This is a genomic window from Streptomyces sp. NPDC051987 (assembly GCF_040680735.1).
Lineage (GTDB): Bacteria > Actinomycetota > Actinomycetes > Streptomycetales > Streptomycetaceae > Streptomyces.
The window spans coordinates 13148-38075 of the sequence record NZ_JBFAXI010000006.1; the positions used below are offsets into that span (position 1 = coordinate 13148).

The following is a 24928-nucleotide window of genomic DNA, read 5'->3' on the forward strand; positions in this document are numbered from 1 at the left end:
ATCAGGGGCCGCACGGCCTCCACCGTCCTTCCCTGGAGGAGACCATGTCCGGCACAGCGCACACCGTGAGCGACGTGATGACCCACGCCGTCGCCGCCGTCGGCCGCGACGCCCCGTTCAAGGACGTCGTCACCCTGATGGAGGAGTGGAAGGTCAGCGCCCTGCCCGTGCTGGAGGGCGACGGCCGGGTGATCGGTGTCGTGTCCGAGGCCGATCTGCTGCCGAAGGAGGAGTTCCGGGACAGCGACCCGGACCGGTTCACGCAGCGGCAGCGGCTCGACGACCTGGCGAAGGCCGGCGCGGTGACCGCCGGGGAGCTGATGAGCACGCCCGCCGTGACCGTGCACGCGAACGCCACGCTCGCCCAGGCGGCCCGGGTCATGGCCCGGCACGGGGTCAAGCGGCTGCCCGTCGTCAGTGACGAGAGCCTGCTCGAAGGCGTCGTCAGCCGCTCCGACCTGCTGAAGGTCTTCCTCCGCGGCGACGAGGAACTCGCCGCGGAGGTACGGCACGAGGTCGTCGACCGTCTCTTCCCGCTCTCCGCCGATCACATCCAGGTCGAGGTCGCCGAAGGCGTCGTCACCCTCACCGGGTGGGTCGACGACAACGGTCTGGCCGGGGTGGCCGAGCGGCTGGCCCGTACCGTCGAGGGCGTGGTCGACGTCCGCTGCCGTCTCACCTCGATGTCCGTGCGCAGCGATCCGCGATGACGGTCGCGGCGGCCCGCGATGACGCTCCCCGGCCGGGCGCGCCCCGGGACACCGGCCCGCCCCGCAACGGCCGGGTACGGCGGTGTGCGCGGCCGGTGGGCACCGGCCGCGCACACCCTGGTGCGGGACCGGCCTCCTCCCCCCCCCAGGGCTCAACCGGTCCGCACCGGGATGGTCCTGGTTCCCGCCTTCTTCTCCGGAACCGGAATCGGGACCAGGACCGGGCCCGTGACCGTCGGCACGCGCTCTTCCCCTCGGATCGTCATCTGCAGCCTGGCGCAAGGGCGTCGGGAGAGCAGTGGGCCGACCGGCCCTGTCCTGGCCCGGTCGGCCCCTGTCCTCGCGGTCCTCGCGGTGGGCCGACGGCCCCTGATGCCGTCGGTGACGAAGGGTCAGGAGATTTCGATGCGGCGGCCGGTCACGGAGCTCGGCTCGATCCGTACCCACAGGTCGCGTTCGCCGCCCGCCCACGGACCGCTGTGGACCGCCGCGGTGAGCCGCCGCACCTCCTCCGTCTCGCTGACCCGGCTCGCCGGTCCGCGTACCAGGACGCTCCAGCCCTCGCCGTAGGCGTCGTCGATGCGGTCGACCTCGAAGGCCACCTGGTGGCCCTGGGCCATGGACGGGGTGGTGTCGTCGGCGGTCCTGAAGACGATCGTGCCGTCGACCACGCTGTAGTTGACCGGCACGATGACCGGGCCCGAGGGGGTGGCGACGCCGAGCCGGCCCACACCGTGGGAGCCGAGCAGGGTCCGGCACTCGGGCGGGCTCAGCTCCGAGATCTCGGGGTGCTGTCCCGCCGGACCGGCGCCCGGCGGGACGTCGAGGTCGCCGCCCGTGAGGTGCGACATGGTGGTGCGCAGGACGTCGGCGAGCCGGAGCAGGGCGCCCGTGCCCGGCGCGGCCTCGGGGTGTTCCTCCAGGTAGCGCAGGTACCCGGGCGCGATGCCGGCCCGTTCGGCCGTCTCCTCGCGGGTGAGCCCGAGTTCCTCGCGGCGGGCCGCCACGCGGCGCCCCAGGTCCCCGAGCGGCGGTCGTTCCGCCCGGTGCGGTCGGGTGTGCGGTCGTACCTGTTCGGCCATGACCGGTCACGTCCTCTCGTCGGTCAGGTCCCGCGGACGGCGACCTCGTGCTGCTCGACGCCGAGCACCACCTTGAGCGCGCCGGTGTCGGCGGCGCGGGCGAAGACGTCGTACGCCTCGGCCATGTGGTCCAGCGGGAAGGTGTGGGTGACCAGCTGCGTGGTGGGCAGCCGGCCGGCGGCGGCCATCCGCAGCAGGGTGGGGGTGGAGCGGGTGTCCACCAGGCCCGTGGTGATGGTCACGTTCTTGATCCACAGGTCTTCGAGGTGCAGCGTGGCCGGCTTGCCGTGCACGCCGATGTTGGCGACGCGTCCGCCGGGCCGGACCATGCGGGTGCACAGCTCGAAGGTCTCCGGCACGCCGACGGCCTCCATGACGACGTCCGCGCCGAGTCCGTCGGTGAGGTCGGCGATCAGCTGCTCCGGGGTTTCCCGGGCGTCCGCGACGGCGTCCGCGCCGAGGCGCCTGGCCGCCTCCAGCCGGGCCGGGGCCAGGTCCACGGCGACGATCCGCTCGGGGGCGAACAGCCGTGCCGTCGTGATCGCGGCGAGGCCGATGGGGCCCGCGCCGACGACGGCGACGGTGTCCCCGGGACGCACCCGGCCGTTGAGGACGCCCACCTCGTAGGCGGTGGGGAAGATGTCCGCGAGGAGCACGGCGTCCCTGCCGTCCACCGTGCCGGGCAGCGCGTGGACGGACAGGTCCGCGAAGGGGACGCGGACGTACTCGGCCTGGGTGCCGTCGATCAGGTGGCCGAGGATCCAGCCTCCGCCGCCGCGGCACTGGCCGTACATGCCCTCCCGGCAGTAGGAGCAGCGCCCGCAGGAGCTGATGCAGGAGACCAGCACGCGGTCTCCCGGCCGTACCGTCCGTACGTCACTGCCGGCCTCGACGATCTCGCCGACGGCCTCGTGACCGAGGATCGTGCCGGGCCGCACCTCGGGGACGTCGCCCTTCAGGATGTGCAGGTCCGTCCCGCAGATCGTGACGGCGTCCACGCGCACGACGGCGTCGGTGGGGTCCTTGATGGCGGGGTCGGGGGCCTCTTCCCAGGCGGACTGCCCGGGGCCGTGGAAGACGAAGGCCTTCATGGGGTCGCTCACCGTCCTTGGTCCGCGGCGGGGCTCGGGGGCGGCGGACGCCGGCGGCGGTTCCGGCCGGACGTCGGTGGATCGCCGGTACAGCCCCGCACCTCCAGCCTGTCCCCTGCGGGCCGGGTCCGCATGGGCCGTCCGGCCCTGGTGGCCCGCCGGACGGGCCGGAGCTCCGGGCCGGGCTCTCAGCCGTGCGCGACGACCACGACGGGTGCGCCGATGTGGTGCAGGGCGGCGTGGGTGACATGGCCGATGTGCGCGCCGAGGGTCCCGGTGCGGACGCGCCGGCCGACGACGGCCAGGGACGCGTCGCGGGCCGCGGCGACGAGGGCCTGTGCGGCGCTGCCGCAGCGGCTCGCCTCGATCACGTCGACGCCGGGGAACTTCTGCCGCCAGGGGCGCAGCGCCTCGGCCAGAGCGGTCCGGTGGCCGCGTTCGAGGTCGTCCCGGAGCTCGGCGTCACCGGGGAAGCGGAAGGAGGCCGCGGTCGTCTCGGGCCACGCCGACACCACGCGCAGCGGTGCCTCCCGGCGGGCGGCGGCGTCGAAGGCGAACTCCAGCAGGGTGTCGTCCGGGTGGTCGACGTCGAGACCGAGCACGACCGGCCGGAAGGGCGTGGCGGCGGACGGCACGCCCGCCGGGTCGGTGCGGTGCTCGTCCGCGGCCTGCTCGCCGCCCCGCACCAGGGCCACGGGCCGCTCCGCGCGGGCCACGACGGCCAGGCTGACCGAGCCGACCACGAACCCGCCGACGGCGCCGAAGCCCCGCGAGCCCAGCACCAGGAGGTCGGCGCCGCGCGCCGCCTCGCACAGGGCTGCGGGCACGGCGCCCGTCAGCCGCTCGGTGAGCACCTCAAGGCCGGGATGGCGCAGCCGAAGGCCCTCCGCCGACTCGTCCGGCGGCCGCGGGGTCCAGTGCTGACGGGTCTCGGGGCCCACCAGCGGAGCCTGCGCCACGGGTACGGGGTCCGGCTCCACGACGTGCACGAGCTTCAGCGGCAGGCAGCGCAGTCGCGCTTCGCGTGCCGCCCACTCCGCGGCGGCCCGGCTCTCGGCCGACCCGTCGAGGCCCACGGTGACGGTTCGAGGCATGATCTCCACCTCCGGGGTTCACTTCCAGCATGACGCGGACCCGGGCCGGCCGTCGGTGTCGTCCTCGGGGCCGGTCTGCCGGGGTCAGTCCTTCAGCTCCGCGGCGATCCCGGACGCCCACGCCGTCACGGCCGCGAAGTCCCGGAAGTCACCGCCGTTGCCCGAGCGCAGGATCCTGCGGGCCGGCCAGCCGTCCGCGTCGTCGTCGAGGCAGCCGCCGAAGGTGGTGTGGCCGCGGGCGTGCAGCTCCCGCATCGCGCGGCGCACCCCGCGCACGGGCGGGATGTCCCGCTCGGCGGCGGAGGTGTCCAGCGGGCCGCTGCTGAAGAACCAGACGGGCCGCCCGGCGAGGTCACGGCGATGCCGCCGGACGAACGTGCGGGCGTCCTTGTGCCATCGGCCGGCGTACAGTCCGCCGCCCACCACGACCGCGTCGTAGCGGGTGACGAAGGGGACGGACGAGGCCCGCATCGTCTCGACGGTCAGCCCGTGCTCGCGCAGGGTGCCGGCGATCGACTCGGCGATGTCCGCGGTCGATCCGTTCTTCGTGCCGTAGGTGACCAACACCGTGGCGGTCATGGGACGGTCTCCTCTCACAGTCCGCGCAGCCAGTCGTCGGCGGCGCCGTGCAGGGCCTGGTGCTCGCGGACGCGGGCGTCGTCCAGGCGGTAGGTCAGCTTGTCGACCACGTCGACCACGCCGTCGATCTGGCGGGTCATGGAGACGGCGATCTCGGTCTCCGTCCTGCGTTCCAGGTGGCCGGTGAGCGTCACGACGCCCTCGGTCACGGCCACGTCGACGGTGTGGGGCGGCAGCCACAGGGCGCGCACGAGGACTTCGTCGGTCACCTCGGCGCGGATGTCGGCGTCGGGTCGCAGGAAGACCTGCAGCAGGTCGCGGCGGGTGACGATGCCGACCAGCCGGTCCTCCTCGTCGAGGACGGGGAGCCGTTCCACGTGCCGCTCGGCCATGGTGCGGGCCGCCTCGACGATGGTGTTCTCGGCGTGCACGGTGACCGGCGGGTCAGACATCAGGTCGCCGGCGGTGCGCGCCCGTGCCTTGGCCTCCTGCCTCCGGCCGCCGCGCGTCAGCTGGCCGAGTCCTGCCCGGTGCTTCGCCCCGGAGGGGTCCGGGGCGGTGGCCTGGCGGGCCATCAGGTCCGTCTCGGAGACGACCCCGATGACCTTGTCGTCCTCGTCGACCACGGGGAGCCCGCTGATCCGGTGTTCGGCGAGGAGCCGCGCGACCTCCTTGAAGGGCGTGCTGTAGCCGGCGTGGACGACGTCTGTGGTCATCACGGAGCCCACCTTGTTGTGCCTCATCTCGGTTTCCTCCTCGGTCCTCAGCGCAGCCGGCGCAGATAGGGGTCCTGGGGCAGGCGCGGCAGCAGCCGTATCCGTGCGTCGAGCACGGTGACACCGCCCGGTGCGGCCAGGACGGGGTTGAAGTCGGCCTCGGCGAGCTGGGGCAGGTCCGCCGCCATCCGGGACAGCCGCAGGAGCAGGTGTTCCAGGGCTTCGAGGTCGACGGGTCCGTTGCCGCGGGTGCCGAAGAGCAGGGGCGCGCAGCGCGGGGCCGTGATCAGGTCGTGCACGTCGTGGTCGGTGAGCGGGGCGAGCCGGGCGGCGTGGTCGGCGAGCACCTCGGTGGCGGTGCCGCCGAGTCCGAACAGGACCAGCGGGCCGAACACCTCGTCCTGGACGACACCGGCGAACAGCTCGGTGCCGCGCCGGGCGAGCGACTGGACGACCACGCCGGTCATCAGGTCGCCGAAGCGCGTCTGGAGGTCCCGGAAGGCGGCGCGCACCTGCGGCTCGCCGCGCAGGTCGAGGTGGACCGCGCGCTCCTCGCTCTTGTGGACGAGTCCGGGCCAGTGGGCCTTCATGACGACCCGGCCGTCGGCGCCCCGCAGGCGGTCGGCGGCGCGGACGGCGTCGTCCTCGGTCTCGGCCCAGGCCCACGGGATCTGCGGGATGCCGTAGCAGGCGAGCAGGTCGGCGCAGCCGCGCGGGTCGAGCCAGCCGCCGTCCGGGTGCGCCGTGAGGTGGGCCTCGGCGAGGGCGCGGGCGCGCTCGGTCTCGACGTCGTCGAGAGCCGGTACGGTGCCGGCCGGGCGGGCCAGCCAGGCCGCACGGTCGGCCGCGTGGGCCAGTGCGCGGGCGGCCGCCTGGGGCTCGGCATAGGACGGGACGGTGCCGCCCGCGTCCGCGGCGGGCAGCAGCCGCACCGGCAGGTCCTGCTCCAGGCGGACGGCGAGGACCGGCTTGGGCCTGCGGCCGGGCGCCCCGGTGAGGGCCCGCACCAGGTCGTCGCCGGTGGCGGTGGCGAGGGCCGTCGGCACGAGGGCCACCAGGACCGCGTCGACGCCCGGGTACTCCATGAGCGCGTCGACGCAGTCCGTGAGCTGTGCCTCGGTCACGGCGGCGGTGGCGTCGACCGGGTTGCCGACGGCCGCTCCGCCGGGCAGCACGGCGCGCAGGGCCTCGGCCGTCGCCGGGGTGAACGCCGGCAGGGCGAGCCCCGCCTCGGCACAGGCGTCGGCGGCCAGCACCCCGGCGCCGCCCGCGTTGGTGACGACGGCGACGCGCTTGCCTTCGGGCAGGGTCTGGGAGTGCAGCAGCGCGGCCGCTTCGAGCAGTTCGCCGACCGAGCGGGTGGCGGTGATGCCGGCCTGGGTGAACAGGGCCCGGCGGGTCATGGTGGGGGTGGCGGCGGCCGCGGTGTGGGAGGCGGCGGCCCGGCGTCCGGCCGCGGACCGGCCGGCGTCCACGGTCAGCACCGGCATCCGGCGGGCGACCCGGCGGGCGGTACGGGAGAACGCGCGCGGGTTGCCGAAGGACTCCAGGTGCAGCAGCGCGAGGTCGGTACGGCCGTCCGTCTCCCACCACTGGAGCATGTCGTTGCCGCTGACGTCGTACTTGTCGCCGAGCGAGACGAAGGAGGACACGCCGATGCCGAGCCGGGACAGGCCGTCGAGCAGGGCGATGCCGACACCGCCGGACTGGACGGCGACGCCGGCCGCCCCCGGGCGGGGGTGCTCGGCGGCGAAGGTGGCGTCGAGGCTCAGCCGGGCGTCGGTGTTGGAGATGCCGAGGCAGTTGGGGCCGACGAGCCGCATGCCGTGGGTGCGGCAGGCGGTGCGCAGCGCCTGTGCCTGGTCGGGGTCGAGGCCCGAGGTGACGACGAGGAGGGCGCGGACGCCGGCCGTGCCGCACTCCTCGGCGGTCGCCGCGACGGCGGCCGCGGGCACCGCCACGACCACCAGGTCCGGGGTGCGGGGCAGGGCGCTGACGGACGGGTAGCACGGCACGCCGAGGACCGAGGTCACGCTCGGGTTCACGGCGAACAGCCGGCGGGTGTAGCCGCCGGTGTGGATGTGGTGGAGGATCGCCCGGCCGACGGAGCCGGGTGTGCGACCGGCGCCGACGACGGCGACCGCCTCCGGGCACAGCAGCGGCCGCAGGCTCGCCACGTCGGCGGCGCGGCCCCGGGACTCGACGGCGGTGAGGTAGGTGTCGTCCTGGTCGAGGTGGATGGTGCAGCGCGTCTGAGGGCCCTCGAAGCGGCGGGACGTGCGCAGGCCGAGGTCGGCGAAGAGGCGGAGCACCTCGCCGTTCTCGCTGAGCGCGTCGGCCGTGAAGGTGGTGATGCCGTCGGCGCGGGCGGCCGAGACCAGGTGTTCGACGAGGAGTGTGCCGACGCCGCGGTGGTGCAGTCCGTCGGCCACGGCGATGGAGATCTCCGCCGAGTGCTTGCCGTCGCCGGCTGCGTCGCCGGCGTCCGCGTCGGGTGCGGTCTCGTACTCGGCGAGGCCGAGGACCTGGCCGCGCGCCTCGGCGAGGAGTGCCCGGTAGCCGGGGCGGGCGGGAGCGCACGCACGGTCGGCGGCCATGGCGGCGGAGCGCCGGCTGACCGAGAAGAACCGCAGGCGGAGGTTCTCAGCGGACATGGCGTCGTAGAACCCCTTGAGCCGGTCGTGGTCGCCGGGGGTCGCGGGCCGGATGCATACGGTGGTGCCGTCCGCGAGCAGCGCGTGGGCGGGGGCTCGTTCGAGCAGCGAGTCGGTCATTGCGGTTCTCCTCCAAACCGGTGGGCACTACGAGCATCCGGCGCGGCGGGCCGCGGCCCCATGGGCTGTCCGGGGCCGGGCGAGGGCCGAACGGCCCTGATCAGGAGGACGGACGTGCCGGGACCGCGGCCGTCGAACGCGCCGAACGCGCGGAAGGCGCCGAACGCGACTGCCCTCGCGGGCGACCGGGGGGCGGTCGGCCGGCGAGGGCAGGGCGGGGCGCCGTCGATGGGGGCCGGGTCAGCGGGTGTGGTCAGCCGTTCCAGGTCCAGTCGGCGACCTCGGGCAGGTCGGTGCCGTGCTCGCGGATCCAGGCCTGGTGCCGGGTGCGCGCGTCGGCCATCTGCTGGCGCACGCTCGCCGCGCGGACGGAGAGCCCGGGGACCCGGTCGATGACGTCCATGACCAGCCGGTAGCGGTCCAGGTCGTTGCGGACGACCATGTCGAACGGGGTCGTCGTGGTCCCGGACTCCTTGTAGCCGCGCACGTGCAGGTTCTTGTGCCCGGTGCGGCGGTAGGCGAGCCGGTGGATGAGCCAGGGGTAGCCGTGGTAGGCGAAGATCACCGGCCGGTCCGCCGTGAACAGCCCGTCGTACTCGAAGTCGCTCATCCCGTGCGGGTGTTCCTCCTTCGGCAGCAGCCTCGTCATGTCGACGACGTTGACCACCCGTACGGCCAGCTCGGGCAGGTGCCGGCGCAGCAACTGGGCGGCGGCCAGCACCTCCTGGGTGGGCACGTCCCCGGCGCAGGCCAGGACGACGTCGGGTTCACGGGTGCCGTTCTCGGTGCCCGCCCACTCCCAGATCCCGGCGCCGCGCGCGCAGTGCACCCGGGCCTGGTCCATCGACAGCCAGTCGAAGCAGGGCTGTTTGCCGGCCACGATCACGTTCACGTAGTCCCGGCTGCGCAGCGCGTGGTCCGCCACCGAGAGCAGGGTGTTGGCGTCCGGCGGGAGGTAGACGCGGACGACCTCCGGGCTCTTGTTGAGGACGTGGTCGACGAAACCGGGGTCCTGGTGCGAGAAGCCGTTGTGGTCCTGCCGCCAGACATGGGAGGTGAGGAGGTAGTTGAGGGAGGCGATCGGGGCGCGCCAGGGCAACTGCCGCGAGGTACGGAGCCACTTGATGTGCTGGTTGACCATGGAGTCGACGATGTGCACGAACGCCTCGTAGCAGGAGAACAGCCCGTGCCGGCCGGTCAGCAGGTAGCCCTCCAGCCAGCCCTGGCACAGGTGCTCGGAGAGGATCTCCATCACCCGGCCGTGGTGTTCGAGGTGCTCGTCCACCGGCAGCCGCCCGGCCTGCCACGCCTTGCCGCTGACGTCGAGGACGGCCTGGAGCCGGTTGGAGGCGGTCTCGTCCGGCCCGACCAGCCGGAAGTCCCGGCGCAGCCTGGTGTCCTTCATGACCCGGGCCAGGAAGTCGCCCAGGACGCGGGTGGGTTCGTGCAGGGTGGTGCCCGGCTTGTCGACGGGGACGGCGAACTCGTCGAGATCGGCCAGCGGCAGGTCGCGCACCAGCAGACCGCCGTTGGCGTAGGGCGACGCACCCAGCCGGCGGGGACCGTCGGGGACACAGGCCAGGACGTCGGCGACCGGCCGCCCGTCGGGGCCGAAGAGCTCCTCGGGCCGGTAGGACCGCAGCCACGCCTCCAGCTGCCGCAGGTGCGCCGGGTTCTCGCGGACCTCGGCGAGCGGGACCTGGTGGGCCCGCCAGGTGCCCTCGACCGGCACGCCGTCCACCTCCGCCGGGCCGGTCCAGCCCTTGGGCGTGCGCAGGACGATCACCGGCCAGTGCACCCGCTCGGTGACCCCGTCCTCGCGGGCGGAGCGCTGCATCACGGCGATCCGGTCCAGGGCGGTGTCCATCGCCGCGGCCATGGCCCGGTGGACCTCGCGCGGGTCGTCGCCCGTGACGTGGATCGGCTCGTGGCCGTAACCCCGCAGCAGGGAGTCGAGTTCGGCCTCGGGCAGCCGGGACAGGACGGTCGGGTTGGCGATCTTGTAGCCGTTCAGGTGCAGGATCGGCAGGACCGCGCCGTCGTGCACCGGGTCGAGGAACTTGTTGGAGTGCCAGGAGGCGGCCAGCGGCCCGGTCTCCGCCTCGCCGTCGCCGATCACGCACGCGACCAGCAGCTCGGGGCTGTCGAGGGCGGCGCCGTAGGCGTGCGCGAGGGAGTAGCCGAGCTCGCCGCCCTCGTGGATCGAGCCGGGCGTCTCGGGGGCGACGTGGCTGGGCACCCCGCCGGGGAAGGAGAACTGGCGGAACAGGCGGCCCATCCCCGCCCCGTCCCGCGGCACGTCCGGGTAGGTCTCGCTGTAGCTGCCCTCCAGCCAGGAGTTCGCCAGCACCGAGGGCCCGCCGTGGCCCGGCCCCCACACGCACAGCGCGTCCAGGCCGCGCGCCCTGATCACCCGGTTGAGGTGGGTGTAGACGAGGTTCAGGCCGGGTGAGGTGCCCCAGTGGCCCAGCAGCCGGGGCTTGATGTGCTCGGGGCGCAGCGGCTCGGTGAGCAGCGGGTTGGACATCAGGTAGATCTGGCCCGCCGCGAGGTAGTTGGCGGCACGCCAGTGGGCGTCCAGCGTGCGCAGTTCGTCGTCGGACAGGGCGGTGGCGTCCTGGGGTTCGGCCTTGGACATGGAAATGGCTCCGTGAGTCGGTCATCGGGCGGTGGACAGGCCGGGCGGGTGAAGCCGCAGGAGGGGGCGTGGGCGTCACGTCCGTTCGGGGACGACGGCGACCGGGCACGCGGCGTGGTGCAGGACCCCGTGGGCCACCCGGCCCAGCTGGAGCCCGAAGTGCCCGGCGTCGCGCCGGGCGCCGACCACGAGCAGGTCGGCGTGGCGGGAGGCGGCCAGCAGCACCTGGCGGGCGGGGCCCTCGACGGTCTGCCGGTGCATGGACACCTCCTTCGGTACGTCGCGCAGCGCCTCCTCCAGGGTGTCCGAGGCCTGCTGCTCGTGCAGCCGGGCGGGTTCCCCGGTCAGCAGCGGGTGATCGGTGCTCTCCCGCGCGGGGCACCGCCAGGCCCGGACGGCGTCGACCTCGGCGCCCCGCAACCCGGCCTCCCGGACGGCGAAGTCGACGGCCGCCCTGCCGCCGACGCCGAGCACGATCCGGCCGCCGGACCCGGTGCGGACCTGGTTGTCGTGGCCGCCGCGGACGACGATCACCGGGCAGTGGGCGTGCGCGGCGACGGCGAGGCCGACCGATCCGAGCAGCATCTCGACGAGACCGCTGCGCCCCCGGCAGCCCAGCACCACCGCGGTGGCCTCCCGGCTCTCCCGGACCAGCGCGTACTCCGGCTCCTCCGGCAGGACGTCGGTGGTGACCTTCAGGTCGGGCCGGCGGCTGTGGGCGCGCCGGGCCGCGACGGCGACGACGTCTTCGGCCGTCGGCCGGCCGGACGGCTCGGTGAGGGCGTCGGTGAGCGATTCGCCCTCGTACCGTTCCCACAGCGAGGCGTACACCAGCCGGAGCGGCACCCCGCGCAGGTCGGCCTCGTCGGCCGCCCAGTCGACGGCGCGCAGGCTGGACTCGGAGCCGTCGACCCCGGCCACGACCGGCAGGTCCATCGTGCTCACCGCCCCGCACCCAGGTCGAAGACGATCCGGGCCTTGACCTGGCCGCGCAGCACGTCCTCGATCGACTCGTTGACGGTGTCCAGCGGGCGGATCTCGTGGACGACCCTGGTCCGGCCGGCCGCGTGCAGCCGGAACACCTCGGCGAGGTCCTGCCGGGTGCCCACGATGGAGCCGATCACGCTCGTGCCGTTCAGCACGGTGTCGAAGATCGGGACGCGGACCGTGCCGTGCGCGGGCAGCGCCACCATCACCAGCTTCCCGCCGCGCCGCAGACCGGAGTTGACGGCCTCGAACGCGGCGTCGTTCACCGCGAGGGCGATCGCGGCGTGCGCGCCGCCGTGCCGCTTGAGCACCGCGCCGACGTCGTCCTTGCGGGCGTCGATGACGAGGTCGGCGCCGAGTTCGGCGGCGAGTTCCAGCTTGTCGTCGGTGACGTCGATCGCGGCCACCTGGGCCCCGGCGATCTTCGCGTACTGCAGGGCGAGGTGTCCGAGTCCGCCGACGCCCGAGATCGCGACGAGCTGGGTGGGCCGTACGCCGGCCACCTTGAGCGCCTTGTACGTGGTGACGCCCGCGCAGGTCAGCGGGGCGGCGTCGAAGGGGGTGACGCCCCGCGGGACCGGCTGGGCGAAGTCGGCCCAGGCCAGCATCTTCTCGGCGTACCCGCCGTCGCAGCCGTAGCCGGTGTTGACCTGCTGCTCGCACAGGGTCTCCCAGCCGGACAGGCAGTGCTCGCACCGCCCGCACGCCCGGCCCAGCCAGGGCACGGCGACCCGCTGTCCGACCGCCAGATGGGTGACGCCGGCGCCGAGTTCCTCGACGATGCCGACGCCCTCGTGTCCGGGGACGAACGGCGGGTTCGGCTTGACCGGCCAGTCGCCGCGGGCCGCGTGGATGTCGGTGTGGCAGAGTCCGGAGGCCTCGACCCGGATCCGGACCTGGCCGGGGCCGGGCTCGGGGTCGGGCCGCTCCTCGATGACCAGGGGCTCGCCGAAGGCTCGTACGACCGCTGCCTTCATGATGTGTTCTCTCCTCGGAGTGGGTCAGCCGTGGGCTACGACGGCGACGGGGGCGGTGGAGTGGTGCAGGACGGCGTGGGTGACATGGCCGATGTGGGAGCCGAGGGCGCCGCGGCGGATCCGGCGGCCGACGACGACCAGCGAGGCCTCCCGGGACGCCGCCACGAGCAGGTCGGCGGCGCTGCCGCAGCGGGACTCCTCGGTGGTCGTCACGTCCGGGTACTTGTGCCGCCAGGGGCTCAGCACCTCGGCGAGGGTCCGGGACTGCTCCAGGGTCAGCGCCTGGTGCAGGGTCGGGTCCACCGGCATCCCGTACGCGTAGTACGGGGGCGGGGACCAGGCGTGCACGACCCGCAGCGAGGTGGCGCGGCGCAGGGCGGCGTCGAAGGCGAACTCGATCAGCGTCTCGTCGGGGTGGTCGGTGTCCAGGCCGAGGACGACGGGGCGGAAAGGTGTCGCGGCGGAGGGAATGCCCGCCGGATCGGCCTCGTGCTCGTCGGCGGCCTGCTCGCCCGCCCGCACCAGCACCACGGGGCTCTCGGCGTGGGCGACGACGCTCAGGCCGACGGAGCCGACCAGGAAGCCGCCGACGCCGCCGAGGGCCCGGGAGCCGAGGACGAGCAGGGCGGCGGTCTTCGACGCGTCGGTCAGGACATCGCCGGCGCTGCCGGACACCTGCTCGCCGGTCACCTGCACACCGGGGTGGCGCAGCCGCAGCCCGTCCACGGCCTCCCGCGGAATCCTCTCGGTCCAGTGCCGGTGTGTCTCGGGTCCGAGCAGCGGGGCCTGTGCCATCGGGTCGGGCACCGGTTCCCAGACGTGCACGACCTTCAGCGGCAGACCGCGCAGCCCGGCCTCGCGGGCCGCCCACTCGGCGGCCGCCCGGCTCTCGGCCGAGCCGTCGAGGGCTGCGGTGACGGTGCGGGTCATGTTCGGTACCTCCTGGCGCGAGGGATCGGGCCGGGTTGCTCCGGCGGATCCGGTTCCAGCGTCGTGTTCGTGGGCTCTCCGGAGCAGGGGCCACAGGTCCCGGGCGGGGGCCGTTCGACCCCCGGTCCGGTGGGTGCCGTGCCCGGACAGGAACCACTCTGGCCGCGCGCCGCGGATCCCGCCGGATGCCGAAGGTCCGCGTCGGCAGGGCTGAACGGCCCTGGTTCGCAGGGCCGTTGGCATCAGTAGGCGGACAGGCCGTGCGCCCGGAACTGCGCGCGGACGCGTGCGGTCAGTTCCGGGGTGGGCACGGGGTTGTCCTTCAACGGGTAGGGAACGCCGAGGGCTTCGTACTTCGCGGCGCCGAGCTTGTGGAAAGGCAGCACGTCCACCCGGTCCACCGCGTCGAGTCCGGCCACGAACCGGGCCAGCCCGTCGACGGCCTTCGGGTCGTCGGTCCAGCCGGGGACCAGGACGTACCGGATCCACATCGGGATGCCCAGCCGGTCCAGGCGGGTGGCGAAGTTCAGGGTGGGGGCCAGTTCTCCGCCGGTCAGGGCGCGGTAGGTGCGCAGGTCGAAGGACTTGATGTCCAGCAGGACCAGGTCGGTGTGGGCGAGGAGTCCGTCGGTGGCGCGGGCGCCGAGGAAGCCGGAGGTGTCCAGGGCCGTGTGCAGCCCGGCCTGCTTGCAGCGGCGCAGGAGCTCGCCGGTGAAGGCGGACTGCAGGAGCGGTTCGCCGCCGGTGACGGTCACTCCGCCGCCGGCCGTGGTGAGGAAGGCGCGGTACTTCCCGATCTCCGTCATCACCTCGTCGACGGTCGTCTCCCTGCCGTCGCGCATGTGCCAGGTGTCGGGATTGGCGCAGTACAGGCAGCGCAGCGGGCAGCCGGCGACGAAGAGGACGAACCGGGTCCCGGGACCGTCCACGCCGGTGGACAGGTCCCAGGAGTGGATCCGGCCGCGCGGGCCGGTGCTCACAGCGCTCCGTGGAAGGTGCGGCTGATCACGTCGAGCTGCTGCTCCCGGGTCAGCCGGACGAAGTTGACGGCGTAGCCGGAGACCCGGATGGTCAGGTCCGGGTACTTCTCCGGGTGTTCCATCGCGTCCTCGAGGGTCGCCCGGTCGAGGACGTTGACGTTCATGTGGAAGCCGCCGGCCGCCATGTAGGCGTCGAGGATGCCGACCAGGTGGCCCGCGCGTTCGGCCGGGTTGTGGCCCAGGCCCTCGGGCGTGACGGTGGTGGTCAGGGAGATGCCGTCGCGGGCCTGTTCGTACGGCAGTTTGGCCACCGAGAGGGCGGAGGCGGCGACACCGTGGCGGTCGCGGCCGTTCATCGGGTTGGCGCCGGGGGCGAAGGGCTGTCCGGCGCGCCGGCCGTCGGGGGTGTTGCCGGTGTGCTTGCCATAGACGACGTTCGAGGTGATGGTGAGGACCGACTGGGTGTGCTCCGCCTCCCGGTAGGCGGGGTACTGGCGCACCTTGGCCATGAAGGACTCCACCAGGTCGACGGCGATGGCGTCGGCGCGGTCGTCGTTGTTGCCGTACGCCGGGAAGTCGCCCTCGGTGCGGAAGTCGACGGCGAGCCCGGAGGCGTCCCGGAACACCTTCACCCGCGCGTACCTGACGGCGGACAGGCTGTCGGCGGCGACCGAGAGACCGGCGATGCCGCAGGCCAGGAAGCGGTGCACGGGATAGTCGTGCAGGGCCATCTCGATGCGTTCGTAGGCGTACTTGTCGTGCATGTAGTGGATGACGTTGAGGGCGTTGACGTAGGTCCGGGCCAGCCAGTCCAGGACGTGGTCGTAGGCCTCGGTCAGTTCCTCGTAGTCGAGGTACTCGCCGGTCAGCGGAGGCGCGGCGGGTGCGACCTGTTCGCCGGTCATCTCGTCGCGGCCGCCGTTGATGGCGTACAGCAGGGCCTTGGCGAGGTTGACCCGGGCGCCGAAGAACTGCATCTGCCGGCCGACCTGCATGGCCGAGACGCAGCAGGCGATCGCGGTGTCGTCGCCGGTGCGCGGGCGGAGCAGGTCGTCGGACTCGTACTGGACGGCGCTGGTGTCGATCGAGACCCGGGCGCAGAACTCCTTGAATCCGGCGGGCAGTCGGGGCGACCAGAGCACGGTCAGGTTGGGTTCGGGGGCGGGGCCGAGGTTGTAGAGGGTCTGCAGGAAGCGGAAGGAGGTGCGGGTGACCAGCGGACGGCCGTCCGTGCCGATACCGCCGATGGACTCCGTCACCCAGGTGGGGTCGCCGGAGAACAGGGCGTCGTACTCGGGGGTGCGCAGGAAGCGGACGATCCGCAGTTTGATGACGAAGTCGTCGATCAGCTCCTGGGCGCCCCTCTCGTCGAGGAGGCCGTCCGTCAGGTCCCGCTGGAGGTAGACGTCGAGGAAGGTGGAGGTGCGGCCGAGCGACATCGCGGCGCCGTTCTGCTCCTTCACCGCGGCGAGGTAGCCGAGGTAGAGCCACTGCACGGCCTCGTGCGCGGTGGCGGCGGGCCGGGAGACGTCACAGCCGTACGTCGCCGCCATCTGCGTCAGCTCGCCCAACGCCCGGATCTGTTCGGCGAGTTCCTCCCGGTCACGGATGACGTTGGCGGTGGAGGCGCAGGCGTCGAGCATGGCCCGCTCGGCCTTCTTGGCCTCGATCAGCCGGTCCGTGCCGTAGAGGGCCACCCGCCGGTAGTCGCCGATGATCCGGCCGCGGCCGTAGGCGTCGGGCAGGCCGGTGATGACGCCGGCCCTGCGGGCGGCGCGCATCTCGGGGGTGTAGGCGTCGAAGACGCCGTCGTTGTGCGTCTTGCGGTAGCCGCCGAAGACGCGGGTCACGAACGGGTCGGGCTCGTAGCCGTACGCGCGCAGTCCGTTCTCCACCATGCGCAGGCCGCCGTTCGGCATGATCGCCCGCTTGAGCGGGGCGTCGGTCTGGAGGCCGACGATCAGTTCGCGGTCGCGGTCGATCCAGCCGGGGGCGTGCGAGGTGATCGTGGAGGGGGTGGCGGTGTCGACGGCGAGCACGCCCCGGCGCCGCTCCTCCGGGAACAGGGAGCTGACCTTCTCCCAGACGGCGCGGGTGCGTTCGGTGGGGCCGGTCAGGAAGGACGCGTCGCCCTCGTACGGTGTGTAGTTGGCCTGGATGAAGTCGCGTACGTCGACGTGGTCGCGCCAGCCGGTTCCGGCGAAGCCTCGCCAGGCACCGGCCGTCCGGTTGTCTGCTGTCACGGTGACGGTCATCGCCGGTTCCCTCTCCTGCTCGTTGCTCGGGCCTCTGATCCTGGTGCGCGGTGCCGGCTGCGGGCAGTGCCGACCGGGGCCCGCGGGCGGGGCCGTACGGCCCCTGGCGGACCGGCCGCACGGTCCCGGCCGCCGCCCGCCCTCAGGCCGTGGTCAGATCCGGGCGGACCAACGTGCCCGAGCGGCCGTGCACGATCTCGTACGCCGCGTCCAGCGCCCCGATGGCGGCGAGTCCGCCCGTGTGCTCGACGAACCGGGACGCCGCCTCGGTCTTCGGCCCCATGGAGCCGTCGGGGAAGCCGCCGTGGCGCAGCTCGGCCGGGGTGGCGTCGAGGAGGGGACGCTGCTCGGGGGTGCCGTAGCCCTCGTAGACGTAGGGCACGTCGGTGAGGACGAGCAGGAAGTCGGCCTTGAGGTCCTCGGCGAGCAGGGCCGCGGCGAGGTCCTTGTCGACGACGGCCTCGACTCCGGTCAGCGCGCCGGTGTCCCGGTCGGCGGTGACGGGGACACCGCCACCGCCGGCGCAGATCACGAGGGCGCCGGCGTCGAGGAGGTGGTGGATCGTGTCGGTCTCCACGATCCGTTCCGGCTTCGGCGAGGGCACCACGCGCCGCCAGCCCCCGGTGTCCTGGGCGATGTGCCAGCCCCGTTCGCGGGCCAGGGAGCGGGCCGTGTCGCGGGGGTGGAGCGGGCCGACGAACTTCGTGGGGCGGTCGAACGCCGGGTCGTCGGCCCGGACCAGGGTGTGGGTGACGAGGTCGGCGATCTGCCGGCCGGGCAGGGCGTTGTGCAGCGTGCAGGCCAGCAGGGAGCCGATCAGGCCCTGGGTCTGGGCGCCGAGCAGGTGCAGCGGGTACGGGGCGCTCAGGGCGGGGTCGGCGGCGCTCTCCACGGCGAGCAGGCCGATCTGGGGGCCGTTGCCGTGGGTGATGACCAGCTCGTGGTCGTGGGCGAGGGCGGCGAGGGCGATGGCGACCCGGTCGATGTTGGCCTGCTGGACGGCGGCGTCGGGGCGTTCGCCCCGGTGCAGCAGGGCGTTGCCGCCGAGGGCGACGACGATGCGCATGATGTCAGTCCTCCAGGGTGGCCACGAGGACGGCCTTGACGGTGTGCAGCCGGTTCCCGGCCGAGGCGGGCGCTGCGGACGAGTCGGTTCGCAACCGATCGTTCTGCGCCGTGCGGGGGGCCGGGAGCGGCCGTACGGGCTCGGGGACGTGCTGAAGGTCCCGGGCGGCCGGGACCGTTCGGCCCATGCAGGTGCGGGGCGGCCACCGCACCCTGGCAGTAGTAGTCAGTGAGCGCCGCCCCGGAGGTGGGACATGAGCACCGCACCGACCCCTGTCACGCTGCGGACCCTCCCCCGCGAACACCGGGAGCGGCTGATGCGTCTCGCCCGGGAGGTCTCCTTCCCGCAGGGGACGCGGCTCTTCGAGGAGGGGGCCCGCGCGGACCGGTTCTGGATCATCCGCTCCGGCCGCGTCGAACTCGACATGCACGTTCCCGGCCGCCGGGCGGCGGTCATCGAGAACCTGGGTCACGACGAACTGGTCGGGTGGTCGTGGCTGTACCCACCGTACGTGTGGCACATGGGCGCCGAGGCCACCACGCCGGTGCGGGCCCACGAGTTCGACGCCGTCGCCGTCCGGTCCATGTGCCAGGACGACCCGGAGCTGGGCCGCGCCGTCAGCCAGTGGGTGGGCCAGGTGATCGCCCACCGCCTGCGGGCCACCCGCACCCGGCTGCTGGACCTGTTCGCCCCGTACGGCGCCGGCGTCTGACGACGCGGCCCGGCCCCTCCGCCTTGCGGCCGGCTCTCCAGGGAGTGATCATGCACGGAACACCGCACATCGTGAGCGACGTCATGACACAGACCGTCGTCAGCGTCGGACGGCAGGCCCCCTTCAAGGAGGTGGTGCGGCTGATGCGGGACTGGCGGATCAGCGCCCTGCCGGTGGTCGAGGGCGAGGGCCGGGTCGTCGGTGTCGTCTCGGAGGCGGACCTGCTGCACAAGGAGGAGGTCCGGGACGGCGACCCCGACCTCCCCCGGTCCGAGCTGCGCGGGCTCGCGGGACCGGCCAAGGCCGCCGCGGTGACGGCCGATCAGCTCATGACCTCCCCTGCCCTCACCACCCGTCCGGGCGCCACCCTCGCCGAGGCCGCCCGCACCATGGCACGCGCGAAGGTCAAGCGGCTCCCGGTCGTGGACGAGTTCGGCCTGCTGCAGGGTGTGGTCAGCCGCGCGGACCTGCTCAAGGTCTTCCTGCGCGGTGACGAGGAGATCGCCGAGGAGGTACGGCGCGAGATCGTCTCCGCCCTCTTCCCGCCGCCCTCCTCCGCGCTGCGGGTCGACGTCCAGGAGGGGGTGGTCAGGCTCGTCGGCCGGATCCGGGACACCGCCCTCGTCCCCGTCGCGGCGCGGCTGGTCCGTGCCGTCGAAGGGGTGGTGGACGTGGAGTTCGAGCTGACGTCCGACCGGCCGCAGGAGGGAAGTGGGGCCGGTCGGCCCTAGTAGAACCGGCCCCGGCGGGTGATGATCGTCCCGAGCGCTACGCAGCCTGCCCGCCGACCGGGGGCAGCCGGGGAACCAGGGGACGTCATGGCAGAGGCACGCACCTTCACGGAACAGGACCCGATCCGCGTGTTCCTGCTGGACGACCACGAGGTCGTCCGGCGCGGCATCACCGACCTCCTCGACGCCGAACCCGACATCTCGGTCGTCGGGGACGCCGACACCGTCCAGCACGCGCTGGCCCGCGGCCCCGCCCTGCGCCCGCACGTCGCGGTCCTCGACGTCCGCCTGCCCGACGGCGACGGCATCACCGTCTGCCGCGAGCTGCGGAACCAGATGCCCGACCTGGCCTGCCTCATGCTCACCTCCTTCGACGACGAGGACGCCCTGCTCGACGCGATCATGGCCGGGGCCTCCGGCTACGTACTCAAGCAGATCAAGGGCTCCGACCTCGTCTCGGCGGTCCGCACCGTCGCCTCCGGACAGTCGATGCTGGACCCCGCGACCACCGCCCGCCTCATGCGCTCACTGCGGGCCGACCCCGCCGAGACCCCGACGATGCCGGCCGAGCTGGCCGGCCTGTCACCCCGTGAGCGGGACATCCTCGCCCTCATCGGCGACGGTCTGACCAACCGGGAGATCGGCAAGAAGCTGTACCTCTCCGAGAAGACCGTCAAGAACCACATCTCCCGGCTGCTGGCCAAGCTCGGCGTCCAGCGCCGCGTCCAGGCCGCCGTCCTCGCCTCCCACCTGGAACAGCCCGAGCCGGGAGACCGCCCGGCCCGGTGAACCCCCGCGAGCCGGACCCGGGTGACCGGGCCGGCGCGCGGCGCCCGCCGGCCCGCCGGGGCCGTCCGGCCCCGGTCGGTGACCATCGGCCCACTGACCGCACCGCATCCACCGGGCACCGTGGGAGGCGCGGTTCCCGAGCCACGGGGCCGGGTGACGAGAGGTGCTGTGATGGCGAAGGCGTATCTGGTGGGCAGCGGGATCGCGGCGCTCGCCGCGGCGGCGTTCCTGATCCGCGACGGCGGCTTCGAGGGGTCGGACATCCACCTCTTCGAGGAGCAGCTGGGCATCGGGGGCAGTCTGGACGCGGGCGGCACGGCCGAGGCCGGGTACACCATGCGCGGCGGCCGGATGTTCGAGGCCGAGTTCCGCTGCACCTACGACCTGCTGTCCGGCATCCCCACCCTGGACGACCCCTCGGTGTCGGTGACGCAGGAGATCCTGGCCGGGCACGAGGAGTTCGCCTGGGACGACATCGCCCGGCTGGTCGACGGCGACGGCCGGATCGTGGACGTCGGCTCGATGGGCTTCTCCGAGCGCGACCGGCTGGAGCTGGTCCGCTGTCTGGCCACCCCCGAGGCGCACCTGGACGACAAGCGGATCACCGACTGCTTCGGCGAGCACTTCTTCACCACGAACTTCTGGTTCATGTGGTGCACCGCGTTCGCCTTCCAGCCCTGGCACAGCGCGATCGAGTTCCGCCGCTATCTCCGCCGCTTCGTCCACCTGTTCCCGGAGTTCGGCTCCATGTCGGGCATCCACCGGACCCGGTACAACCAGTACGACTCGATCGTGCGCCCGCTGGCGGCCTGGCTGCGCGGGCACGGTGTGACCATCCACCCCGGGTGCACGGTCACCGATCTCGGCTTCGCCCCCGGTGTCGGCAGCGGCACGGTGGAGGAGCTGACCGTCTCCCGGGCCGGCCGGCAGGAAAAGATCGCCGTCGCCCCCGGCGATCTGGTCCTCGTCACCAACGGCTCCATGACCGACGCCTCCAGCCGGGGCACGCACACCGCTCCCCCGCCGCCGCCCTCCCCGCGCTCGGAGGCATGGCTGCTCTGGCACCGGCTGGCCCGCGGCCGCGAGAACTTCGGGAACCCCGGCGCCTTCGACAAGCACGTGCGGGAATCCCGCTGGGAGTCGTTCACCGTCACCGCCAAGGATCCCGTCTTCCTGGACGCGCTGGCGGAGTTCAGCGGCCGGGAGACCGGCAGGGGCGGGCTGATGACCTTCACCGGCTCCAACTGGCTGCTCACCATCGTCGCCAACCGCCAGCCCGTCTACCGCGACCAGCCCGAGGGCGTCTCGGTCTGGTGGGGCTACGGCCTCTTCCCCGGCCGGGCCGGCAACAGCACGCCCAAGCCGATGACCATGTGCTCGGGGCGGGAGATCCTCGAAGAGGTCCTGCACCACCTGCGCTTCGACGACCGCACCCGCGCCCGCGTCCTGGAGACGTCCACGGTCATCCCCTGCCTGATGCCGTACATCACCAGCCAGTTCCTGAACCGCCGCCGCGACGACCGCCCCGCCGTCGTGCCCGAGGGGTCGGTCAACCTCGCCTTCATCGGCCAGTTCGCCGAGGTGCCCGACGACGTCGTCTTCACCGTCGAGTACTCCGTCCGCACGGCGTGGACGGCGGTCTCCCGGCTGCTCCACCTCGACCGGCAGCCGCCGCCCGTCTACAAGGGCCACCACGACCCGCACGTCCTGGCGGCGGCGCTGGAGACCATGCACCGCCGCTGAGGCACCCGCCCCGTCAGGCGGGTGACGGAGGAACCGTCGCGCCTGCGGAGCCGCCGGCCGCCGGCCGGGGCGACGTGCGAGAGCCCGGCTGGGCCGACCGGCCCCGAGAAGGGGACCGACAGCACCTGCCCCCTGCCGTCCCGTCGGCCGGACGCTGGGGAAAGCATCCAGCCGACGCCCGACGGAGGAGACCGAGATCATGGTCCGTTACGTGTACGACTTCGCGGAAGGCGGCCGAGACCTGGCCGGCCTGCTCGGCGGCAAGGGGGCCAACCTCGCCGAGATGACCCGGCTGGGGCTGCCGGTGCCGCCGGGCTTCACCGTGACGACCGAGGCCTGCCGGACCTTCCTCGGTACCGGCAGCGAGCCGGCCGGACTGGCCGACGAGATCTCCGCGCATCTGCTCGCCCTGGAGAACGCGGCCGGCCGGAGACTGGGGCAGCCGGACGACCCGCTGCTGCTGTCCGTCCGCTCCGGGGCGCGCTTCTCCATGCCCGGCATGATGGAGACGGTCCTCGACATCGGTCTCGGCGACGACTCGGTGCTCGGCCTGGCGAAGGTGTCGGGCGACGAGCGTTTCGCCTGGGACTCCTACCGCCGGCTCGTACAGATGTTCGGAAGCACGGTCATGGGTGTCGACGGCGCGGTGTTCGAGAGCGCCCTGTCCGACCTCCGGCGGGCCCGGCACGCGGCCGACGACCTGGGCCTGGACGCCACGGACCTCGCCGGGCTCGTCGAGACGTACAAGGCGCTGATCCGCCGGGAGACCGGCGAGGACTTCCCGCAGTCCCCGGCCGAGCAGCTGCGCCGGGCCGTGCTCGCCGTCTTCGCGTCCTGGAACGGCGAACGGGCCCGGCTCTACCGGCGCCGCGAGCACATCCCCGACGACCTCGGGACCGCGGTGAACGTGCAGACCATGGTCTTCGGCAACCTCGGCGCCGACTCGGGCAGCGGGGTGGCCTTCACCCGCGACCCCGCCACCGGGCGTCCCGGCCCGTACGGTGACTACCTGCCGAACGCGCAGGGCGAGGACGTCGTGGCGGGCATCCGCAACACCGTGCCGCTGACCGACCTGGCGGAGCTGGACCCCGTCTCGTACGCACGGCTGCGCGGACACCTCGAGACCCTGGAGACGCACTACCGGGACCTGTGCGACATCGAGTTCACCATCGAGCGCGGCCGGCTGTGGATGCTGCAGACCCGGGTCGGCAAGCGCACCGCCGAGGCCGCGTTCGCCATCGCCGCCGAGCTGGTGGACGAGGGCCTGATCAGCCCCGCGGAGGCGCTGGGCAGGGTCACCGGGGACGGGCTGGCCCGGCTGATGTTCCCCCGCTTCGACACCTCGGGGGTCGGCGAGGCGCTCGCGCACGGCCTGCCCGCCTCGCCGGGCGCGGCCGTGGGTGCCGCCGTGTTCGACTCCGCCGAGGCCGTCCGCCGGGCCGCCGCAGGCGAACAGGTGGTGCTCGTCCGCCAGGAGACCACCCCCGACGACCTGCCGGGCATGATCGCCGCACGGGCGGTGCTGACCAGCCGCGGCGGCAAGACCAGTCACGCCGCCGTGGTCGCCCGCGGCATGGGCACGGTGTGCGTCTGCGGTGCGGAGGAGATCGTCGTGGACACCGCCGCCCGGCGCTTCACCGTGGGCGACACCGTCGTCGAGGAGGGCACCGTCGTCTCCGTCGACGGCTCCGAGGGCGCGGTGTACCTGGGCGCGGCTCCGCTGGTCGACTCCGCGGTGATGCGCTACTTCGAGTCGGGCGAGCGGTCGGCCGGGCTGGTGGAGTCCGTGGCCGGCGCCATGGAGGAGGCCGACCACTGCGCCCGGCTGGAGGTCCGCGCCAACGCCGACACGCCGGACGACGCCGCCCGCGCCCGGCGGTTCGGAGCCCGCGGCATCGGGCTGTGCCGTACCGAGCACATGTTCCTGGGCGAGCGGCGCAAGCTGGTCGAGGCGATGATCCTGGCCCGCGACGCGTCGGAGCGCACGGCGGCGCTGGACGCGCTGCTTCCGCTCCAGCGCGAGGACTTCACCGGCATCCTGGCGGCGATGGACGGCCTGCCGGTCACCATCCGGCTCATCGACCCGCCGCTGCACGAGTTCCTGCCGGACCGCACCGGACTCGCCGTACGGATCGCCGCCGCCGAGGCCCGCGGCGAGCAACCCGACCCGCACGACGTGGAGTTGCTGGCTGCGGTCAACCGGATGCACGAGGAGAACCCGATGCTCGGCCTGCGGGGCGTGCGGCTGGGACTGGTGGTGCCGGGCCTGGTGGCCATGCAGGTACGGGCGATCGCCGAGGCGGTCGTGGCCCGCACCAGGGCCGGGGGCTCCCCGGTGGCGGAGATCATGGTGCCGCTGGTCGGCGCCGTCGAGGAACTGCGCATCGAGCGGACCGAGGTGGAGCGGGTCCTGGCGGAGGTCGCCGAGGAGACCGGCGTGCCCGTGCGCTGCCCGGTCGGCACCATGATCGAACTGCCCCGGGCTGCCCTCACCGCGGGCCGGATCGCCGAGGAGGCGGAGTTCTTCTCCTTCGGCACGAACGACCTCACCCAGACCACCTGGGGCTTCTCCCGGGACGACGTCGAGGCCGCGTTCTTCTCCGCCTACCTCGACAAGGGCATCTTCGCCACCTCGCCGTTCGAGACCCTCGACCGCGACGGCGTGGGCCGGCTGGTCCGTATCGCCGTCGACGAGGGCCGGGCCGCCCGCCCCGACCTGAAGATCGGCGTCTGCGGCGAGCACGGCGGCGACCCCGAGTCCGTCCACTTCTTCCACCGGGCCGGACTGGACTACGTCTCCTGCTCGCCGTTCCGCGTCCCGGTCGCCCGCCTGGAGGCCGGCCGGGCCGCGCTCAGCGAAACGGGCGACGGCGACAGCCGCTGAGGCGGGGACCGACGGGACCTGGGTGCAGGGCGGCCGATGCGGGACGCTACAGGTGGGAGCGGTACCCATCCCCCGAGGTGCCGCTCCCTTCCCGCGCCGCCACCCGTGCGGCCGCCACCCGTGCGACCGCCCTCCCGTGCTACCGCCCTCCCGTGCGACCGCCACCCGTGCGACCGCCCTCCCGTGCGAC

The 24928-nt window shown here is 73.6% G+C and carries 19 protein-coding genes; 6 read left to right on the forward strand and 13 right to left on the reverse strand.

Going from position 1 to position 24928, the window contains the following annotated elements; genetic code table 11:
• The first annotated feature begins 44 nt into the window (after positions 1-44).
• On the forward strand, positions 45-710 hold the full coding sequence (locus tag AB0M11_RS04880) for a CBS domain-containing protein (protein ID WP_365701399.1): 666 nt from the start codon (positions 45-47) through the stop codon (positions 708-710).
• Between the two features lie 392 nt (positions 711-1102).
• On the opposite strand, the gene AB0M11_RS04885 is transcribed toward AB0M11_RS04880, so the two are convergent.
• The 13 genes from AB0M11_RS04885 to AB0M11_RS04945 form a co-directional block, all read right to left on the reverse strand.
• Complete coding sequence (locus AB0M11_RS04885) at positions 1103-1792, reverse strand: pyridoxamine 5'-phosphate oxidase family protein (RefSeq protein ID WP_365701401.1); 690 nt, start codon at positions 1790-1792, stop codon at positions 1103-1105.
• A 23-nt stretch (positions 1793-1815) separates the two neighbouring features.
• Positions 1816-2883 (reverse strand): zinc-dependent alcohol dehydrogenase family protein, encoded by a 1068-nt coding sequence (locus AB0M11_RS04890; RefSeq protein WP_365701695.1) that lies wholly within the window; start codon positions 2881-2883, stop codon positions 1816-1818.
• A gap of 188 nt (positions 2884-3071) precedes the next feature.
• Positions 3072-3977, reverse strand: a complete 906-nt coding sequence (locus tag AB0M11_RS04895; protein ID WP_365701403.1) for a universal stress protein — start codon at positions 3975-3977, stop codon at positions 3072-3074.
• A gap of 84 nt (positions 3978-4061) precedes the next feature.
• Positions 4062-4556: a flavodoxin domain-containing protein gene (locus tag AB0M11_RS04900; protein ID WP_365701407.1), complete on the reverse strand. Its 495-nt coding sequence runs from the start codon at positions 4554-4556 to the stop codon at positions 4062-4064.
• 14 nt (positions 4557-4570) lie between these two features.
• A complete protein-coding gene (locus tag AB0M11_RS04905; RefSeq protein WP_365701409.1) occupies positions 4571-5299 on the reverse strand; it encodes a CBS domain-containing protein in 729 nt (242 codons plus the stop codon).
• 20 nt (positions 5300-5319) lie between these two features.
• The gene (locus tag AB0M11_RS04910; protein WP_365701411.1) at positions 5320-8046 is read right to left on the reverse strand and encodes a GNAT family N-acetyltransferase; all 2727 of its coding nucleotides are present in this window, start codon (positions 8044-8046) and stop codon (positions 5320-5322) included.
• Positions 8047-8299: 253 nt separating this feature from the next.
• Positions 8300-10684: a phosphoketolase family protein gene (locus tag AB0M11_RS04915; protein WP_365701413.1), complete on the reverse strand. Its 2385-nt coding sequence runs from the start codon at positions 10682-10684 to the stop codon at positions 8300-8302.
• A 75-nt stretch (positions 10685-10759) separates the two neighbouring features.
• Positions 10760-11620, reverse strand: coding sequence for a universal stress protein (locus AB0M11_RS04920; RefSeq protein WP_365701697.1), 861 nt, complete (start codon positions 11618-11620; stop codon positions 10760-10762).
• 5 nt (positions 11621-11625) lie between these two features.
• Positions 11626-12648, reverse strand: coding sequence for a zinc-dependent alcohol dehydrogenase (locus AB0M11_RS04925; RefSeq protein ID WP_365701416.1), 1023 nt, complete (start codon positions 12646-12648; stop codon positions 11626-11628).
• A gap of 24 nt (positions 12649-12672) precedes the next feature.
• On the reverse strand, positions 12673-13578 hold the full coding sequence (locus AB0M11_RS04930; RefSeq protein ID WP_365701418.1) for a universal stress protein: 906 nt from the start codon (positions 13576-13578) through the stop codon (positions 12673-12675).
• A gap of 242 nt (positions 13579-13820) precedes the next feature.
• Positions 13821-14558, reverse strand: coding sequence for a pyruvate formate-lyase-activating protein (gene pflA / locus AB0M11_RS04935; protein WP_365701420.1), 738 nt, complete (start codon positions 14556-14558; stop codon positions 13821-13823).
• Positions 14555-16813, reverse strand: coding sequence for a formate C-acetyltransferase (pflB, locus tag AB0M11_RS04940; RefSeq protein ID WP_365701422.1), 2259 nt, complete (start codon positions 16811-16813; stop codon positions 14555-14557). The genes pflA and pflB overlap by 4 nt, the downstream gene beginning before the upstream one ends.
• A 142-nt stretch (positions 16814-16955) precedes the next feature.
• On the reverse strand, positions 16956-17879 hold the full coding sequence (locus tag AB0M11_RS04945) for a carbamate kinase (protein ID WP_365701424.1): 924 nt from the start codon (positions 17877-17879) through the stop codon (positions 16956-16958).
• A gap of 253 nt (positions 17880-18132) precedes the next feature.
• Here AB0M11_RS04945 and AB0M11_RS04950 point away from each other — a divergent pair, with 253 nt between their 5' ends.
• The 5 genes from AB0M11_RS04950 to ppdK all read left to right on the forward strand — a co-directional run bounded on the left by AB0M11_RS04950 (position 18133) and on the right by ppdK (position 24738).
• The gene (locus AB0M11_RS04950; RefSeq protein WP_365701426.1) at positions 18133-18591 is read left to right on the forward strand and encodes a cyclic nucleotide-binding domain-containing protein; all 459 of its coding nucleotides are present in this window, start codon (positions 18133-18135) and stop codon (positions 18589-18591) included.
• Between the two features lie 50 nt (positions 18592-18641).
• On the forward strand, positions 18642-19322 hold the full coding sequence (locus AB0M11_RS04955; protein WP_365701430.1) for a CBS domain-containing protein: 681 nt from the start codon (positions 18642-18644) through the stop codon (positions 19320-19322).
• Between the two features lie 87 nt (positions 19323-19409).
• Positions 19410-20111 carry a response regulator transcription factor gene (locus tag AB0M11_RS04960; protein ID WP_365701432.1) on the forward strand — a complete coding sequence of 234 codons (702 nt, stop codon included), beginning with the start codon at positions 19410-19412 and terminating at the stop codon, positions 20109-20111.
• A 171-nt stretch (positions 20112-20282) separates the two neighbouring features.
• On the forward strand, positions 20283-21854 hold the full coding sequence (locus AB0M11_RS04965) for an oleate hydratase (protein WP_365701434.1): 1572 nt from the start codon (positions 20283-20285) through the stop codon (positions 21852-21854).
• A gap of 199 nt (positions 21855-22053) precedes the next feature.
• On the forward strand, positions 22054-24738 hold the full coding sequence (gene ppdK, locus AB0M11_RS04970; protein WP_365701437.1) for a pyruvate, phosphate dikinase: 2685 nt from the start codon (positions 22054-22056) through the stop codon (positions 24736-24738).
• The last annotated feature ends 190 nt before the right edge of the window (positions 24739-24928 follow it).